We start from the raw sequence: 16,137 nt of genomic DNA on the forward strand, positions 1-16,137 counted from the left end.
GTCCGTCGCGGGCTGGTTCCTGAACGACCATACGGTGCCGGAGGCGTGAAAGGACGGCCACATGGAGAATCGACAACGAGGCCTTCGGCTCGGAGAGTTATGACCGAGGCAACAGTGATCGCTCGCGTGATGGAGGAACGCTATGGGAACCGGTCATGGCCTGAGCGGAGCACGGTGGCGCAAGTCGACGTACAGCGGCACCAACGGCGGCGAATGCGTCGAATGCACCGTCATCGGCGGCGCGGCCTGGCGTAAGTCCAGCTACAGCGGAAACACCGGGGGCGAATGCGTGGAGGTGGCCGACGGCCTCCCCTGCGCCGTACCCGTGCGCGACAGCAAAAACCCCGACGGGCCCGTCCTCACCATCGGAGCCGATGCCTGGCGGCACTTCGTCGACGGGCTCCACTGACCGCGTCGCAAGCGTGCGGCGGAAGGGGGCTCAGGTGACCAGTGGTCGTCCGAGCCCCCTTTCTCACAAGGGCGGTGAGCGATGGAAGCGTTCGCCCTATTCTGGTTCAAGAGCAACCGCAAACTTCCGCATGGAGAGTTACATCCAGGGCAACACTGATCGTTCACGCGTGGAAGGATCGCCATGAGGACCAGTCACAGCCCGACCGAAGCGCAGTGGCGCAAGTCGACGTACAGCGGAAACACCGGCGGTGATTGCGTGGAGTGCACCGTCACCGGTGGTGCTTCTTGGCGGAAGTCCAGCCACAGCGGAAGCACGGGCGGCGAATGCGTGGAGGTGGCCGACGGCCTCCCCTGCGCCGTACCCGTGCGCGACAGCAAGAACCCCGACGGGCCCGTCCTCACCATCGGAGCCGATGCCTGGCGGCACTTCGTCGACGGGCTCCGCTGACCATGCCGCGAGCGCGTGGCGGAGCGGGGTTCGAGTGATCGGGGTCACCCGAGCCCCGTTTGTCGCAGTGTTGCGTGCTGGCGTGGGTGGGAGATGCCAGCGCCCACACCGGTCGGCGTGAATCGTTCCCTCGCGACCGCGGACATCAGGCCGGCTTCCGTGCCACCGCCTCGCGTACGCGCTCAAGCCTCAGCCGGTTCTCCTCCAGCCATCCGGGCGTCACATCGACAGGGATCCGTACGGCGATCTGCGTCGACGGCGAGTCGTGCACGGTCACCTCCACCGGGTCCTCGGGGATCACCGTCAGCCACGCGCTGCGGCCGCCGGGCGGCCACTCGGCCCCCTCCTCGGCTTCAAGAGCATCAAGGCAACGCTCCCATTCATCCAGGTCACCGGCTGAGACATACAGTCGCGCACTGCCATTGACGAAGTCGCTCTCCAACGCGATCTCGGCCGCGTAGTACCGCTCCTCCCCCATCACCACCGGTGCGTCGCACGCGACTCTGACGGTCACGCCCTGCTCGCGATCAGCGAACCGGAAAAGTTCCAGCGTCTGTGCGTCGTCGGTCACGGCCACCTCGTGGACGGGTGAGCGGGCAGGGTGCCCCGATCCTCTCGCACCCCGGTCCACGATGATCGGCGCCCCCCATCCGGCATGATCGCTCGGGAGCCGCGGGCCGCCGGACGCGCCGCTCAGGCCGACGGCCCCGAAGGCCCCGGCGTCTCCGACGGCCCCGGCACCCCCGGCAGTTCCCAGATCAGCACCTCGGCCGGGCCCGCCGTCGCCGTCAGGTCGAGCCCCGTCTCGCCCGTGATCCGCGCCGCGTCGCCGGAGCGCAGCACCGCGCCGCCCCCGGGCGCCTCGCCGCCGGACTCCATGCTCGACGCGCCGCCGATGCGGACCTCCCCGGCCACCACGTGGACGTACGCCCGGGGCGCGTCGGGCAGCGGCGTGCGTTCGCCGCCGGCCGGGCGGCGCACGTGCAGCACGGCGCCCGCGGCCGGGAGGGCGTACGGGGTGGCGTCGGCGAGCTCCGGGACGGTCGTGTACGCGGGCTCGCCGCCCGGTTCCAGCGGGGCCAGCCACATCTGGATGAACGTCAGTGGCCGGGAACCGTCGTTGCGTTCGACGTGGCGGACGCCCGCCGCGGCGCTCAGGTGCTGGAGGCCGCCGGGCCGTACCACCGTGGCGTGCCCCGTCGAGTCGCGGTGGGTCAGCTCGCCCTCGACGACCCAGGTGACGATCTCCGTGTGGCTGTGCGGGTGCTCGTCGAAGCCCGCGCCGGGCGCGAGCCGTTCCTCGTTGCAGGCCGTCACGGGGCCGAAGCGGAGGTTGTCGGGGTCGTAGAAGGAGCCGAACGAGAAGGCGTGCCGGGTCTCGATGCCGGCCGCCTCGTCCCCTCCCCTGAACCGGTCCTCGGACCGCTGCACGGAAATCACCCGCCCACGGTAGCCCGCCGGCCGGGGTCGCGGACCGCCCCGCGGCCCCCGCGCCGCCCCGGGACGCGCCGCCGCGGCAACCCGCCGCCGCCCCGGCCCACCGAGCACATGGCTGGATAAGGCAGTCTTGTCTGCGTGTCCCGACCCGATCCTGAGCAGCCCGCTGCGCACGACGCCCACCTGCACGCCGCGACCATGAAGCGGCTGGAGCAGTCCTCCGGCCGCCTGGCCGCCAACGCGATCGCCCGCATGGACGAGACGCTGCCGTGGTACCGGGCGATGCCCCCGGAGAACCGGTCCTGGATCGGCCTGGTCGCCCAGGCCGGGATCGCCGCGTTCACCGAGTGGTTCCGGCATCCGGAGACCCCGCAGGCGATCTCCACCGATGTGTTCGGCACCGCGCCGCGCGAGCTGACCCGGGCGATCACGCTGCGGCAGACCGTCGAGATGGTGCGTACCACGATCGAGGTCATGGAGGCCGCGATCGAGGAGGTCGCCGCGCCCGGCGACGAGGGGGCGCTGCGCGAGGCGCTGCTCGTGTATGCCCGGGAGATCGCCTTCGCGACCGCCCAGGTGTACGCGCAGGCCGCCGAGGCCCGCGGCGCCTGGGACGCCCGGCTGGAATCGCTCGTGGTGAACGCGGTGCTGTCCGGCGAGGCCGACGAGGGCGCCGTGTCACGGGCCGCCGCGCTGGGCTGGAACTCGCCCGAGCACGTCTGCGTCGTCCTCGGCACGGCCCCGGACGGCGACAGCGAACTGACCGTGGAGGCGATCCGGCGGGCCGCCCGGCACGCCAAGCTCCAGGTCCTGACCGGGGTGCTCGGCAACCGCCTGGTGGTCATCGCGGGCGGCAGCGACAACCCGTTGCACGTCGCCAAGGCGCTGATCGGCCCGTACGCGGCGGGGCCGGTCGTCGCCGGTCCGGTCGTCCCCGATCTGCTGGCGGCCACCCGGTCCGCGCAGGCGGCTGCGGCCGGGCTGAAGGCGTGCCGGGCCTGGCAGGACGCCCCCCGGCCGGTGCTCGCCGACGATCTGCTGCCGGAGCGCGCGATGGCGGGCGACCCCGCCGCGCGCGAGCAGTTGGTGGAGGAGATCTACAGACCGCTGGAGGAGGCGGGCTCCGCTCTGCTGGAGACGCTGAGTGTGTATCTGGAGCAGGCGAGCAGTCTGGAGGGCGCGGCACGGATGCTCTTCGTCCACCCCAACACCGTGCGCTACCGGCTTCGACGTGTGACTGACGTCACCGGGTGGTCGCCCTCGGATGTCCGCTCGGCGTTCACTCTGCGAATCGCCCTGATCCTGGGGCGCCTGGCCGCCGGGGATCCCCAGTCCTAGACTTTTGTCGGACGTCAACAATTCCCCCTACGGTTCTTCGTCCCTGTCCCCACGGGCGGACCGAACCGTTCACAAGAGAGAGTGTGAGGGTGCTCGTACTCGTCGCTCCCGGCCAAGGCGCTCAGACGCCCGGCTTCCTGACCCCCTGGCTCGATCTGCCCGGTGCCGCCGACCGCATCGCGGCCTGGTCCGAGGCCATCGGGCTCGACCTCGCCCACTACGGCACGAAGGCCGACGCGGAGGAGATCCGCGACACCGCGGTGGCGCAGCCGCTGCTGGTCGCCGCCGGTCTGCTGTCCGCCGCCGCGCTCGACGCGTCGCCCGACATCGTCGCGGGCCACAGCGTGGGCGAGATCACCGCGGCCGCCTTCGCCGGGGTCATCGGCGACGAGGCGGCGCTCCGGCTCGTCCGGGCCCGCGGGCTTGCCATGGCGGAGGCCGCCGCGGTCACCGAGACCGGCATGGCGGCGCTGCTCGGCGGCGACCCGGAGGTCACGGTCCCGCACCTGGAGAGGCTCGGGCTGACCCCGGCGAACGTCAACGGCGGCGGCCAGATCGTCGCCGCGGGCACCGTCGAGCAGATCGCCGCGCTGACCGAGGACAAGCCGGAGGGGGTGCGCCGGGTGGTGCCCCTCAAGGTCGCCGGCGCCTTCCACACGCACCACATGGCCCCCGCCGTCGAGCGGCTGCGCGAGGCGTCGCTGGAGCTGAAGATCAGCGACCCCGCCATGGTGTACGTCTCGAACGCCGACGGCAGGTCCGTCGCGACCGGCGAGGAGGTCGTCTCCCGGCTGGTCGGCCAGGTGGCGAACCCGGTCCGCTGGGACCTGTGCATGGAGACGTTCAAGGAGATGGGCGTCACCGCGCTCATCGAGGCGTGCCCCGGCGGCACGCTCACGGGGCTCGCCAAGCGCGCCCTGCCCGGCGTGCAGACCCTCGCGCTCAAGACCCCCGACGACCTCGAAGCGGCCCGCGCGCTCATCATCGAGCACGCGGGCGCCTAAGGAGCCCGAGAGCATGTCGAAGATCAAGCCCGCCCAGGGCTCCCCGTACGCGCGGATCCTGGGCGTCGGCGGCTACCGTCCGACTCGGGTCGTGCCCAACGAGGTCATCCTTGAGAAGATCGACTCGTCCGACGAGTGGATCCGCTCGCGCTCCGGCATCGTCACCCGTCACTGGGCGAACGACGAGGAGACCGTCTCCGCGATGTCCGTGGAGGCGGCCGGCAAGGCCATCGCCGACGCCGGGATCAGTCCCGACCAGATCGGCGCCGTGGTCGTCTCCACCGTCTCGCACTTCGCGCAGACGCCCGCGATCGCCACCGAGATCGCCGACAAGCTGGGCACCGGCAAGGCCGCCGCGTTCGACATCTCGGCGGGCTGCGCCGGCTTCGGCTACGGTCTGACGCTCGCCAAGGGCATGATCGTCGAGGGCTCGGCGGAGTACGTCGTCGTCATCGGCGTGGAGCGGCTGAGCGACCTGACCGACCTGGAGGACCGGGCGACGGCCTTCCTGTTCGGCGACGGCGCGGGCGCCGTGGTCGTCGGCCCGTCCAAGGAGCCCGCGATCGGCCCCACCGTGTGGGGTTCGGAGGGCGACAAGGCCGGTACGATCAAGCAGACCGTGCCGTGGGACGAGTTCCATGCCAAAGACGCGTCCCGGCTGCCGCTGGACTCCGAGGGCAACATCAAGTTCCCGGCCATCACGCAGGAGGGCCAGGCGGTGTTCCGCTGGGCCGTCTTCGAGATGGCGAAGGTCGCCCAGCAGGCGCTGGACGCGGCCGGGATCACCGCGGACGACCTGGACGTCTTCATTCCGCACCAGGCCAACATGCGGATCATCGACTCGATGGTGAAGACTCTCAAGCTGCCGGAGCACGTCACGGTCGCCCGTGACGTGGAGACCACCGGCAACACCTCCGCCGCCTCGATTCCGCTCGCCATGGAGCGGCTTCTGGCGACCGGTCGGGCCAGGAGCGGCGACACCGCGCTCCTCATCGGCTTCGGGGCGGGTCTCGTGTACGCCGCGACGGTGGTTACCCTCCCCTAGACACACCAGGCCATCCGGCCCGGACGTCCCAACCCTGCATACACACATTGAAGGAGCGCCAACATGGCCGCCACCCAGGAAGAGATCGTCAGCGGTCTCGCCGAGATCGTCAACGAGATCGCCGGTATCCCGGTCGAGGACGTCCAGCTGGACAAGTCCTTCACCGATGACCTGGACGTCGACTCGCTGTCCATGGTCGAGGTCGTCGTCGCCGCCGAGGAGCGCTTCGACGTCAAGATCCCCGACGAGGACGTCAAGAACCTCAAGACGGTCGGTGACGCTGCCGACTACATCCTGAAGCACCAGGGCTGACAGCCCGGCACCTGTGTCGCCACCCGGCGGTGGCGCCGCTGATTCACGACCCTCTACACGTGGAGAAGATTTTCCAGTGAGCTCGACCAATCGCACCGTGGTCGTCACCGGTATCGGCGCAACCACTCCGCTGGGTGGCGACTCGGCGTCGACCTGGGAAGGTCTGATGGCCGGTCGTTCCGGCGTCAAGCCTCTTGAGGGCGAACGTTTCGCTGACCTTCCCGTCCGGATCGCGGCCCTCGTGGCCGTGGACCCGGGCGACGTCCTGCCCCGCCCGCTCGCCCGCAAGCTGGACCGCTCGGCGCAGTTCGCGCTGATCGCGGCCCGCGAGGCGTGGGCGGACGCCGGCTTCACCGGCAAGGCCGGTGAGGAGGCCGCGGTCCGGCCCGAGCGCCTGGGCGCGGTCGTCGCCTCCGGCATCGGCGGCGTGACCACCCTGCTCGACCAGTACGACGTGCTCAAGGAGAAGGGCGTACGCCGCGTCTCCCCGCACACCGTCCCCATGCTCATGCCGAACGGCCCGGCGGCCAACGTCGGCCTGGAGGTCAACGCCCAGGCCGGCGTGCACACCCCGGTCTCCGCCTGCGCCTCCGGCGCCGAGGCGATCGGGTACGCCGTCGAGATGATCCGCACCGGCCGTGCCGACGTGGTCCTCGCGGGCGGCACCGAGGCGGCCGTCCACCCGCTGCCGATCGCCGCGTTCGCCAACATGATGGCGATGTCCAAGAACAACGACGAGCCGCAGAAGGCCTCGCGCCCGTACGACACCGGCCGTGACGGCTTCGTGCTCGGCGAGGGTGCCGGCGTGGTCGTCCTGGAGTCTGCGGAGCACGCCGCCGCGCGCGGCGCCAGGGTCTACTGCGAGGTGCTGGGCCAGGGCCTGTCCGCCGACGCCCACCACATCGCGCAGCCCGAGCCGAGCGGTCGCGGGATCGCCGCCGCGCTGCAGAACCTGCTGGACCAGACGGACCTCAAGCCGTCCGAGCTCGTGCACCTGAACGCGCACGCCACGTCGACGCCGCAGGGCGACGTCGCGGAGCTGAAGGCGCTGCGCAAGGTCCTCGGCGACGACCTCGACCACGTGGCGATCTCCGCGACGAAGTCGATGACCGGTCACCTCCTCGGCGGCGCGGGCGGCATCGAGACCGTCGCGACGGTCCTGGCGCTGCACCACCGGATGGCTCCCCCGACCATCAACGTGGAGCACCTCGACGACGAGGTGGAGGCGGACATCGTGCGCGACGAGCCGCGGCCGCTGCCCGAGGGGACCATCGCCGCGATCAACAACTCGTTCGGGTTCGGCGGCCACAACGTGGTCCTGGCGTTCCGCAGCGTCTGACCCGCTTCCGGGCGGACGCCCGTGATCCGCGCCGCGGCCCGCCTTCCCCCTGGGGAGGCGGGCCGCGGCGTTCGCGTGTCCGGCCGGGCGCCGGGACCGCCCCGCCGGCACGAGTGGGGCCCGCCTCCCCCGTCGGGAAGGCGGGCCCCACTCGTCGTACGGGTGTTCCGCGGGGAAGCGCCCCCGGCCGCCGGTCCGGTCAGCCGGCCGTTCCGGCCGGTCGGCCGGTCACACCACCTGGTGCAGCCACCGCACCGGCGCGCCCTCGCCTGCGTGCCGGAAGGACTCCAGTTCGTCGTCCCACGGCTTGCCGAGCAGCTTGGCGATCTCGTCCTGCAGGTCCGTCTCGCCCCGCATGGACCGCGCCAGCGCCGCGCGCAGCCGGTCCTCGGGCACCAGGATGTCGCCGTGCATACCGGTGACCGCGTGGAAGATGCCCAGTTCGGGGGTGGAGCTGTAGCGCTCGCCCTCCGACGTGGGGCTCGGCTCCGCCGTCACCTCGAAGCGCAGCAGATCCCAGCCGCGCAGGGCGGAGGCCAGCTTCGACGCGGTGCCCGGCCGGGCCTGCCAGGAGAACTCGGACCGCCAGGTGCCGGGCGCGGCCGGCTGTCTGATCCAGTCGAGTTGCACCCGCACACCGAGAACGCCGGCCACCGCCCATTCGACATGGGGACAGAGCGCGCGCGGTGCGGAGTGAACGTACAGAACTCCACGTGTCGTCACCGGGACCTCCAGTGTGGGACGAAGTTCGCCTTCCCCAGCGGCCTCACGCCCGTACCGTCTCTTCTCGGCCGGATCCCGAGGTTGTCATCAGTAAACAGCATCGGGGTGAATCTCCTGAAAAGGGACAGTATGTGACGTGATGTGATTTACGGAAAGCCACCCGAGTGGAGCCGGGCGAGGGAAACGCACCGCTGGTTCGACGAGGAAAAGCTACCGCGCGGCGACCCCCCAGGTGTGACGTACGGTCGGTCGGGGCACATCATTCGCCGCCGCCGTCCTGACGGAATTCCCGGCTCCGCCGGACGGTGCCATAAGGAATCGCCGGGGGCACGACCGAGGAGACCGAGGCATGCAGGATCGTCCCGTCCGCCGCCGTTCCAGGAGCGCGGCGGCCGTCCTGGCGGCGGCCGCGGTGCTGGGCTGCGCCACGTTGTCCGGCTGCGAAGCGGACGGGGACGGCGCGGCGAAGGGGGCGGGCGCCGGGCAGCGGAAGGCGGCGGCCGGGCCGGTCTGGGACCGCAGCCCGAAGTCGGTGGCCGCCGTCGGGGATTCCATCACCCGCGGGTTCGACGCCTGCTCCGTGCTGACGGACTGTCCGGAGGTCTCCTGGGCCACCGGCACGGACGGCGCGGTGCGCAGTCTCGCGGTACGGCTGCTCGGCGAGTCCGGGGCCGCCGCGCGCAGTTGGAACCATGCCGAGACGGGGGCCAGGATCGCGCAGCTGCCGGAGCAGATGGCGCTGGCGGCGGATCGGAAGCCGGGTCTGGTGACGGTGATGATCGGCGCCAACGACGCCTGCCGGGACTCGGCCCGGCAGATGACGCCGGTGGCCGATTTCCGCGCCTCCTTCGAGACGGCGATGCGGCGGCTGCGCACCGGGGCGCCCAAGGCGCAGGTGTACGTGTCGAGCGTGCCGGATCTGATGCGGCTCTGGTCGACCGGGCGGGACAACCCGCTGGGCAAGCGGATCTGGCAGCTGGGGATCTGCCGGTCGATGCTGGGCGACCCGGACGACATGGGTCCGGCGGCCGTGGCCCGGCGGGCCTCGGTGCAGGAGCGCGTGGTGGCGTACAACGCGGTGCTGCGGGACGTCTGCGCGAAGGACGCGCGCTGCCGCTACGACGGCGGGGCGGTCTTCGCGTACCCGTTCACCGGCGCGCAGCTCAGCCCCTGGGACTGGTTCCATCCGGGGCGCGACGGGCAGGCCCGGATGGCGGAGATCGCGTACCGCAACGTCACCGCGGCACGGCCCCCGGCGTAGGCCGGGCCGCGCGGGCGGGACGGGCCGCGCGGGCGGGACGGGCCGCGCGGGCGGGACGGGCCGCGCGGGCGGTGTCCCGCGGCTCCCGGCCCGCGGCTCCCGGCCCGCGGCTCCCGGCCCGCGGCTCCCGGCCCGCGGCTCCCGGCGGTCGGTCTAAGGTCTGTGATCATGAACATGGGTTCGAGCACGGTGGTACGTGCGGAGGAGTTCGGCGGCCTCGCGGACGGCGGCGTCGTGCACCGCTGGACGCTGGAGCGGGACGGCGTACGGGTGCGGGTGCTGACGTACGGCGGCATCGTGCAGTCGGTGGCGGCGCCCGGCCGGGACGGGTCCCGGGCGGAGGTGGCGCTGGGCCTGCCGGATCTCGCCGGGTACCTGGCGTTCCCCGGCCCGTACTTCGGCGCGCTGGTCGGGCGGTACGCGAACCGGATCGGCGGGGCGCGTTTCGAACTGGACGGGCGCACGCACCGGCTCACGCGCAACGAGGGGCGCAACCAGGTGCACGGCGGCGCCCGGGGCTTCGACAAGCGCGTGTGGCGGGCGCGGGAGGTCGCCGGGGGTGTGGAGCTGTCCCTGGTCTCCGAGGACGGCGAGGAGGGCTTCCCGGGGCGTCTGGCGGTCTCGGCGGCGTACACCCTGGACGAGGGCGGGGCGCTGCGGATCGCGTACCGGGCGACGACGGACGCCCCGACCGTGCTGAACCTGACGAACCACACGTACTGGAATCTGGCGGGCGTGCGCCCGGACGGGCGCGCGGACGCGGCGGACGGGCCGGGCGCGGGCCCGGCCCCGGGCGCGGGCGGCGACGCGCTGGGGCAGGTGCTGCGGATCGCGGCCGGGCGGATCACGCCGGTGGACGAGGAGTCGCTGCCGACGGGTGCGTTCCTGCCGGTGGACGGGACGCGGTTCGACTTCCGCGAGCCGAGGCCGGTCGGGCCCGGCTACGACCACAACTTCGTGCTGGACGGCTTCGGCGCGGACGGCGGCGGCACGGGAGGCGCGGACGGCGCGGCTCCGGCGGCCGAGCTGTACGACCCGGGTTCGGGGCGGGTCCTGACCGTCGCCACGACGGAACCGGGGCTCCAGCTGTACACGGCGGACCACTTCGACGGGCGGCCGTTCGGCCCGTGCGCCGGGATCGCGCTGGAGACCCAGCACTTCCCGGACTCCCCGAACCGGCCGGGATTCCCGAGCACGGTGCTGCGGCCGGGCGAGGAGTTCGCCTCGACGACGGTGTACGGGTTCGGGGTGCGCTGACCCCGGTGCGCCGGCCCGGGCACGCCGGCCGCCGGGCGCGCGAACCCCGCGCCCGGCGGCCAGGTCCGGGTGGCGGGCGCACCGCGTGCGGATCGAGGAGAGCCCCGGGGCGGGGTCGGGTGCTGTTCCGGGGCTCTCCGGCTGTCGGGGCCGCTCCGCCCGGCCGGTCCGGGGCCGCTACCGGGCGTCCTCCGGGGCCGGGACGGTCACGGTCGCGGTCAGGCGCACGTCGGCCAGGGAGTGGGCCGCCTGCACCTCGTAGTCGCCGGGGACGAGCCGCCAGGCGTACGCCTCCTCGTCCCAGATCTCGTACGCCCGCCGCTCGACCGGGATCACCGCCTCGGCGCTCTCGCCGGGGGCGGCCTCGACGCGCGCGAAGCCGGCCAGGTGGCGGGCCGGGCGTCCGGCCGCGGCGCCGCCCCGGGGGGCGAGGTAGAGCTGGACGGTCTCCGCGCCGGGGCGGGCGCCGGTGTTGCGGAGACGGACGACGGCGCCGTCGGGCCCGGCGGTCAGGCCCTCGTACGCCCAGGTGGTGTAGCCGAGGCCGTGGCCGAACGGGTACGCGGGCGCGGTCCCGGCCTTCTCCCAGGCCCGGTAGCCGACGAAGACGCCCTCGTCGTAGCGGAGTTCGCCGTCGGCGGGGGTGGTGTTCGAGACGGGGGCGTCGGCGAGCGCGGCCGGCCAGGTGGTGGGGAGGCGTCCGCCCGGCTCCCCGGCGCCCAGCAGCACGTCGGCCAGGGCGTGTCCGGCCTCCTGGCCGGGGAACCAGGCCAGGAGCACGGCGGCCACCTCGTCGCGCCACGGCAGCTCCACCGGGGAGCCGGAGTTGACGATCACGACGGTGTTGGGGTTGACCGCGGCGACGGCCGCGACCAGGTCGTCCTGGTGGCCGGGGAGCTTCAGGCAGGTGCGGTCGAAGCCCTCGGACTCGACGCGTTCGGTGGTGCCGACGACGACGATCGCGGCGTCCGCCGCGCGGGCCGACTCGACCGCCTCGGCGATCAGTTCCGCCGGGTCGCGGCGCGGGCCGAGGTGGCAGAGGGAGAACGAGACTCCGGGGATGGCCGCGTCGTCGCCCAGGGTGTCGGGGAGCTGGCGCAGCGAGACCTCGACGGGTTCGCCCGCGGTGAGGGTGATCCGGCCGCGCTCCAGCGGGTTGCCGAAGAACGCCTCGCCGGGGTCGGTGGAGCCGGTGACCCGGTGGACCTCGTCGTACAGGGTCTCGCCCGCGACGGTGAGGCGGAACGCCCCGGTGCCGCGGGTGCCGAAGACGTGTTCGCCGCTGTCGCGCGGGACGAAGACGCCGGTGACCTCGACGCTGTGCAGCGTCTGGCGGGTGACGCCCTCGGGGAGGCCGTCGCCGATCCACTGGACGGCGCCGTCGTGCAGCGGGGCCGTGCCGAGGACGGCCCCGGAGGCGTCGCGGCACACGGCCCGGAGCTCGAACCCCTTCTCGGCGGGCACGAGTTCGTCGTTCGGGTCGGCGCCGACGCGGTAGTCGAGGACGCCCCCGGGGAGGGCGGCGGCGAGGCCGTCCAGCGGGGGGACGACGTGCTGCGGGAAGACCTGGGCGGAGCCGCCGCCGAGGACCCGGGCGTCCCGGGCGAGCGCCCCGCTGAGCGCCACCGTGCGCACGGCCGCCGGGTCCAGGGGCAGCGCGGGGCGGCCGGGGCCCCCGGCGGGCTCGTTGCGGACCAGGACGAAGGAGCGGCGGGCGATCTCGCGGGCCAGCGCTTCGCCGTCGACGGGTGCGGGCAGGCCGGCCGGGGCGACGGCGGGCGGGGCGCCGTCCAGGACGCCGACCCGGGCGGCGAGCCGCAGCACATTGCGGACCGCCCCGTCGACGACGGACTCCTCGACCTCGCCGGCCCGTACGGCGTCGGCCAGCGCCTTGCCGTACACGGTCCTGGGCCCCGGCATGGCGACGTCGAGGCCGCCCTCGGCGTCGGCGACGGTGGAGCGGGCGGCCAGCCAGTCGGAGACGACGAAGCCGTCGAAGCCCCACTCGCCGCGCAGCACCGCGTTCTGGAGGTAGCGGTGCTCGGTCATGGTGGTGCCGTTGACCCGGTTGTAGGCGGACATGATGCCCCACGGACGGGCGTTCCTGACGATCCGCTCGAAGGGGGCGAGGTAGATCTCGCGCAGGGCGCGCGGCGCGACGACGTTGTCGACGGTGAAGCGGTCGGTCTCGGCGTCGTTGGCGACGAAGTGCTTGACGGTGGTGCCGACGCCGCCGTCCTGCACGCCGCGCACATAGCCGGCGCCGATCTCCCCGGTGAGGTACGGGTCCTCGCTGTACGCCTCGAAGTGCCGCCCGCCGAGCGGGGACCGGTGAAGGTTCACGGTCGGGGCGAGGAGGACGTGCACTCCCTTGCGGCGGGCCTCCTGGGCCAGCAGCCGGCCGGCCCGGCGGGCGAGGCCCGGGTCCCAGGCCGCGGCGAGCGCGGTGGGCGAGGGCAGCGCGACGGACGGGTCGTCGGCGCTCCAGGCGACCCCCCGGACCCCGATCGGGCCGTCGGACATCACCAGGGAGCGCAGGCCGATCGCGGGCAGCGCGGGCAGCGACCACATGTCCTGCCCGGCCAGCAGCCGGGCCTTGTCGTCGAGGCCGAGTGCGGCCAGCGCCGCCTCGACCACGACCTCGCGGGCCTCGTCGTCGGAATGGGCGGATGCGGATGCGGGCGCGTCGGCCACTGCCGTGCCTCCTCGTCGGTGTCCCGGGCTGTCCTGGACCTGCGGTCTCCCATGGTGACCCCCGGACCAGTGAAACAGTAGGTTTCGTTACCGTTCCGTGATATCGGGATGGCGTACGGTCCTCGGAGCGGGACGGACGGGCGCGGCAGCGAAAGGGGCCGGGGCGATGGCGCGGGCCAGAGGCACGGAACGGCGGGCGGAGATCCTCCGCGCCGCGTTCGAGGTGATCGCCGAGCGCGGCTACCGCGGCGCCTCGCTGAACGCCGTCGCCGAGCGGGTCGGCCTCAGCCAGCAGGGGCTGCTGCACTACTTCCCGACCAAGGAGGCGCTGCTCCTCGCCGTGCTGGAGGAGCGCGACCAGTGGGACACCGGCGGCGTCCGGGGCGACGGCGCCTGGCGGACCGAGCTGCTGGGCTCGCTCGTGGAGTACAACGCGATGCGGCCCGGCATCGTGCAGACGTTCTCGGCGCTGCTCGGCGAGAGCGTGACGGAGGAGCACCCGGCCCGGGAGTTCTTCACCCGCCGCTACGCGCAGGTCCGGGCGAGCATGGCGGCGACGCTGCGCGCGGAGTACGGCGAGCGGCTGCCGGGCGGCCTCAGCCCCGAGCGCGCGGCGCCGCTGCTGGTGGCGGTGATGGACGGGCTGCAGTACCAGTGGCTGCTGGACCCCCGGGCGGTGGACATGCCCGCCGCGTTCCGCGACTTCCTGGCGCTGCTGGGCGCGCCGGCGCCGACCACCGGGGAGCAGCCGCCACCCTCGACCGAGGCTTGAACTAGGCGTATTCACAAGGAAGTTGCGCCACACCTACGGGTGATTTCCGTTCGGTCTACGCGCGTTCAGGCACCTGCGGCGCCGCGCGCGGACCAGGGTGGGCGCATGACTTCCGAGCCCGCCGGATCCACCTCCGGCCCGCCCTCCCGCCGTTCCGTGATCGCGGGCGCCGCCGCCGGTGCCGCGGCACTCGCCACGACCGCGTCCGGCACCGCGACCGCCGACGCTCCCGCCGCCGACCGCTCCCCCGCGTCCGGGCCCGTGCTCGCGCCCGCGGCCGCCGGTTCGGACTGGGAGACCTGTCTGCACGTCGCCCGCGCCATTCTGGTGCGCGACGAGCACGACCGGTCGCTGGTCCCGTACTACCGGGACGTCCTGCTGTCCAAGGGCCTGCCGCGCGGCCGCAAGGCCCCCAGGAAGGTGCTGGTCGTCGGCGCGGGCCCGGCCGGGCTGACCGCCGCCCGGCTGCTCCGGGACGCCGGGCACGCCGTCACCGTGATCGAGGCGAACGGCAACCGCGTCGGCGGCCGCGTCAAGACGTTCCGCCCGGGCGGTCACGAGCGCGCGAAGGCCCCGTTCGCGGACCCGAAGCAGTACGCCGAGGCCGGCGCGATGCGCATCCCGGACAGCCACCCGCTGGTGACCGGGCTCATCGACGGCCTCGGGCTGAAGCGCCGCCGCTTCCACCTGGTCGACGTCGACGCCCAGGGCCGCCCCGCCAACCACACCTGGATCCAGGTCAACGGCGTCCGGATGCGCAAGGCGGACTACGCGGCCCGGCCGCGCGCGGTCAACCGGTCGTTCGGCGTCCCGGCGCGGTTCGAGGACAAGCCCGCCGCGAGGATCCTGCGGGAGGCGTTCGCGCCCGTGCGCGAGGAGTTCGAGGGCAAGGAGGGCCGCGCGCTCGTCGAGGGCTGGGCGCGGGTCGTCCAGCGCTACGGCCACTGGTCGATGTTCCGTTTCCTGACCGAGGCGGCCAAGCTCGACGAGCGCACCGTCGACCTCGTCGGCACGGTCGAGAACCTCACCTCGCGGCTCCATCTCTCCTTCGTGCACAGCTTCATCGGATCCGCGCTGATCAGCCCGGACACGGCCTTCTTCGAGCTGCCGGGCGGCACCGCCACGCTCGCCGACGCGATGTACGAGAAGGTCAGGGACCTGGTACGGCTGGACCGCCGGGCCACCCGGATCGACCACGGGCCGGACGGCGTCCGGGTCGAGACGGTCTCCGAGGGCCGGGACGGCAGGCCGCTGGTGCGTGAGACGTTCACCGGGGACCGGGCGATCGTCACCGTCCCGTTCTCGGGGCTGCGCCACATCCCGGTCAGCCCCCTGATGTCGTACGGGAAGCGGCGCGCGATCACCGAGATCCACTACGACGCGGCGACCAAGGTGCTGCTCGAATTCAGCCGCCGCTGGTGGGAGTTCGAGGAGAAGGACTGGAAGCGGGAGCTGGAGCGAATCAGGCCCGGTCTGTACGACGCCTACCGGCACGGCAGGGCGCCGGCCGACGGCTCGCTGCTGGGCGCCCACCCGTCGGTGCCGTCCGGCCACCTCCCGCCCAACCAGAGGGTGCACTACGCGGCGTACCGGGCCGCCGGCCGCGACCAGCCCGCGGCGGCGCACGTCATCGGCGGCGGCTCGGTCACCGACAACCCCAACCGTTTCGTCTTCCAGCCGTCCCATCCGGTCGAGGGCAGCGCGGGCGGTGTGGTCCTCGCCTCGTACAGCTGGGCCGACGACGCGCTGAAGTGGGACTCGCTGGACGACGACGAGCGCTACCCGCACGCCCTGGCCGGGGTCCAGGAGGTGTACGGGCAGCGCGTCGAGGTCTTCTACACGGGCGTCGGCGCCACCCAGTCCTGGATGCGCGACCCGTACGCGTACGGGGAGGCGTCGGTGCTGCTCCCGGGCCAGCACACCGAGCTGCTCGCCCATGTGCGGTCGGCCGAGGGGCCGCTGTACTTCGCGGGCTGCCACACCTCGGTCAAGCCCGCCTGGATCGAGGGGGCGTTGGAGTCGGCGGTCCGGGCCGCGCTGGAGGTGCACGCCGGCTGAGCCGGGCGGCCACGGGAGCGGGGGCGCGGGGCGGGCCC

The 16,137-nt window shown here is 73.4% G+C and carries 15 protein-coding genes; 11 read left to right on the top strand and 4 right to left on the bottom strand.

Annotation, left to right across the window (positions count from 1 at the left end):
• The first annotated feature begins 142 nt into the window (after positions 1-142).
• Both WA762_RS01790 and WA762_RS01795 read left to right on the top strand, forming a co-directional pair.
• A complete protein-coding gene (locus WA762_RS01790; RefSeq protein WP_335932189.1) occupies positions 143-409 on the top strand; it encodes a DUF397 domain-containing protein in 267 nt (88 codons plus the stop codon).
• A gap of 183 nt (positions 410-592) precedes the next feature.
• The gene (locus WA762_RS01795) at positions 593-859 is read left to right on the top strand and encodes a DUF397 domain-containing protein (protein ID WP_335932191.1); all 267 of its coding nucleotides are present in this window, start codon (positions 593-595) and stop codon (positions 857-859) included.
• A gap of 145 nt (positions 860-1,004) precedes the next feature.
• Here WA762_RS01795 and WA762_RS01800 read toward each other — a convergent pair whose 3' ends face one another.
• On the bottom strand, positions 1,005-1,430 hold the full coding sequence (locus WA762_RS01800; protein ID WP_335932193.1) for a DUF5959 family protein: 426 nt from the start codon (positions 1,428-1,430) through the stop codon (positions 1,005-1,007).
• A gap of 122 nt (positions 1,431-1,552) precedes the next feature.
• Positions 1,553-2,299, bottom strand: coding sequence for a pirin family protein (locus tag WA762_RS01805; RefSeq protein ID WP_335932195.1), 747 nt, complete (start codon positions 2,297-2,299; stop codon positions 1,553-1,555).
• A gap of 195 nt (positions 2,300-2,494) precedes the next feature.
• On the opposite strand from WA762_RS01805, the gene WA762_RS01810 reads away from it, so the two are divergent.
• From WA762_RS01810 to fabF, 5 genes are all read left to right on the top strand, one after another.
• The gene (locus tag WA762_RS01810; RefSeq protein WP_335932301.1) at positions 2,495-3,634 is read left to right on the top strand and encodes a PucR family transcriptional regulator; all 1,140 of its coding nucleotides are present in this window, start codon (positions 2,495-2,497) and stop codon (positions 3,632-3,634) included.
• 89 nt (positions 3,635-3,723) lie between these two features.
• Positions 3,724-4,638, top strand: coding sequence for an ACP S-malonyltransferase (locus WA762_RS01815; RefSeq protein WP_335932303.1), 915 nt, complete (start codon positions 3,724-3,726; stop codon positions 4,636-4,638).
• 13 nt (positions 4,639-4,651) lie between these two features.
• Positions 4,652-5,683 (top strand): ketoacyl-ACP synthase III, encoded by a 1,032-nt coding sequence (locus tag WA762_RS01820; protein ID WP_335932197.1) that lies wholly within the window; start codon positions 4,652-4,654, stop codon positions 5,681-5,683.
• Between the two features lie 63 nt (positions 5,684-5,746).
• Positions 5,747-5,995 (top strand): acyl carrier protein, encoded by a 249-nt coding sequence (locus WA762_RS01825; protein ID WP_084745743.1) that lies wholly within the window; start codon positions 5,747-5,749, stop codon positions 5,993-5,995.
• A 76-nt stretch (positions 5,996-6,071) separates the two neighbouring features.
• Positions 6,072-7,334: a beta-ketoacyl-ACP synthase II gene (gene fabF, locus WA762_RS01830; RefSeq protein ID WP_335932202.1), complete on the top strand. Its 1,263-nt coding sequence runs from the start codon at positions 6,072-6,074 to the stop codon at positions 7,332-7,334.
• Positions 7,335-7,562: 228 nt separating this feature from the next.
• Here fabF and WA762_RS01835 read toward each other — a convergent pair whose 3' ends face one another.
• Complete coding sequence (locus WA762_RS01835) at positions 7,563-8,057, bottom strand: DUF3145 domain-containing protein (RefSeq protein WP_335932204.1); 495 nt, start codon at positions 8,055-8,057, stop codon at positions 7,563-7,565.
• Between the two features lie 349 nt (positions 8,058-8,406).
• Here WA762_RS01835 and WA762_RS01840 point away from each other — a divergent pair, with 349 nt between their 5' ends.
• Both WA762_RS01840 and WA762_RS01845 read left to right on the top strand, forming a co-directional pair.
• Positions 8,407-9,318, top strand: a complete 912-nt coding sequence (locus tag WA762_RS01840) for an SGNH/GDSL hydrolase family protein (protein WP_335932206.1) — start codon at positions 8,407-8,409, stop codon at positions 9,316-9,318.
• 168 nt (positions 9,319-9,486) lie between these two features.
• The gene (locus WA762_RS01845; RefSeq protein WP_335932208.1) at positions 9,487-10,575 is read left to right on the top strand and encodes an aldose epimerase family protein; all 1,089 of its coding nucleotides are present in this window, start codon (positions 9,487-9,489) and stop codon (positions 10,573-10,575) included.
• A 177-nt stretch (positions 10,576-10,752) separates the two neighbouring features.
• Here the strand turns inward: WA762_RS01845 and WA762_RS01850 are convergent, their stop codons facing one another.
• A complete protein-coding gene (locus WA762_RS01850; protein WP_335932210.1) occupies positions 10,753-13,269 on the bottom strand; it encodes a beta-glucosidase family protein in 2,517 nt (838 codons plus the stop codon).
• A gap of 166 nt (positions 13,270-13,435) precedes the next feature.
• Between WA762_RS01850 and WA762_RS01855 the strand changes: the two genes are divergently transcribed.
• Entirely contained in the window at positions 13,436-14,041 is a 606-nt protein-coding gene (locus WA762_RS01855; RefSeq protein WP_335932212.1) for a TetR/AcrR family transcriptional regulator, read from the top strand.
• A gap of 105 nt (positions 14,042-14,146) precedes the next feature.
• Positions 14,147-16,099 (top strand): flavin monoamine oxidase family protein, encoded by a 1,953-nt coding sequence (locus WA762_RS01860; RefSeq protein ID WP_335932214.1) that lies wholly within the window; start codon positions 14,147-14,149, stop codon positions 16,097-16,099.
• Positions 16,100-16,137 lie beyond the last annotated feature (38 nt).

This window comes from Streptomyces tyrfis, assembly GCF_037034285.1.
GTDB lineage: Bacteria > Actinomycetota > Actinomycetes > Streptomycetales > Streptomycetaceae > Streptomyces.

Excerpts from the sequence above, each read along its gene's own strand:
- WA762_RS01790 (WP_335932189.1), top strand. The coding sequence starts at position 143 with ATGGGAACCGGTCATGGCCTGAGCGGAGCACGGTGGCGCAAGTCGACG.
- WA762_RS01795 (WP_335932191.1), top strand. The coding sequence starts at position 593 with ATGAGGACCAGTCACAGCCCGACCGAAGCGCAGTGGCGCAAGTCGACG.
- WA762_RS01810 (WP_335932301.1), top strand. The coding sequence starts at position 2,495 with ATGAAGCGGCTGGAGCAGTCCTCCGGCCGCCTGGCCGCCAACGCGATC.
- WA762_RS01820 (WP_335932197.1), top strand. The coding sequence starts at position 4,652 with ATGTCGAAGATCAAGCCCGCCCAGGGCTCCCCGTACGCGCGGATCCTG.
- WA762_RS01825 (WP_084745743.1), top strand. The coding sequence starts at position 5,747 with ATGGCCGCCACCCAGGAAGAGATCGTCAGCGGTCTCGCCGAGATCGTC.
- WA762_RS01840 (WP_335932206.1), top strand. The coding sequence starts at position 8,407 with ATGCAGGATCGTCCCGTCCGCCGCCGTTCCAGGAGCGCGGCGGCCGTC.
- WA762_RS01845 (WP_335932208.1), top strand. The coding sequence starts at position 9,487 with ATGAACATGGGTTCGAGCACGGTGGTACGTGCGGAGGAGTTCGGCGGC.
- WA762_RS01855 (WP_335932212.1), top strand. The coding sequence starts at position 13,436 with ATGGCGCGGGCCAGAGGCACGGAACGGCGGGCGGAGATCCTCCGCGCC.
- WA762_RS01860 (WP_335932214.1), top strand. The coding sequence starts at position 14,147 with ATGACTTCCGAGCCCGCCGGATCCACCTCCGGCCCGCCCTCCCGCCGT.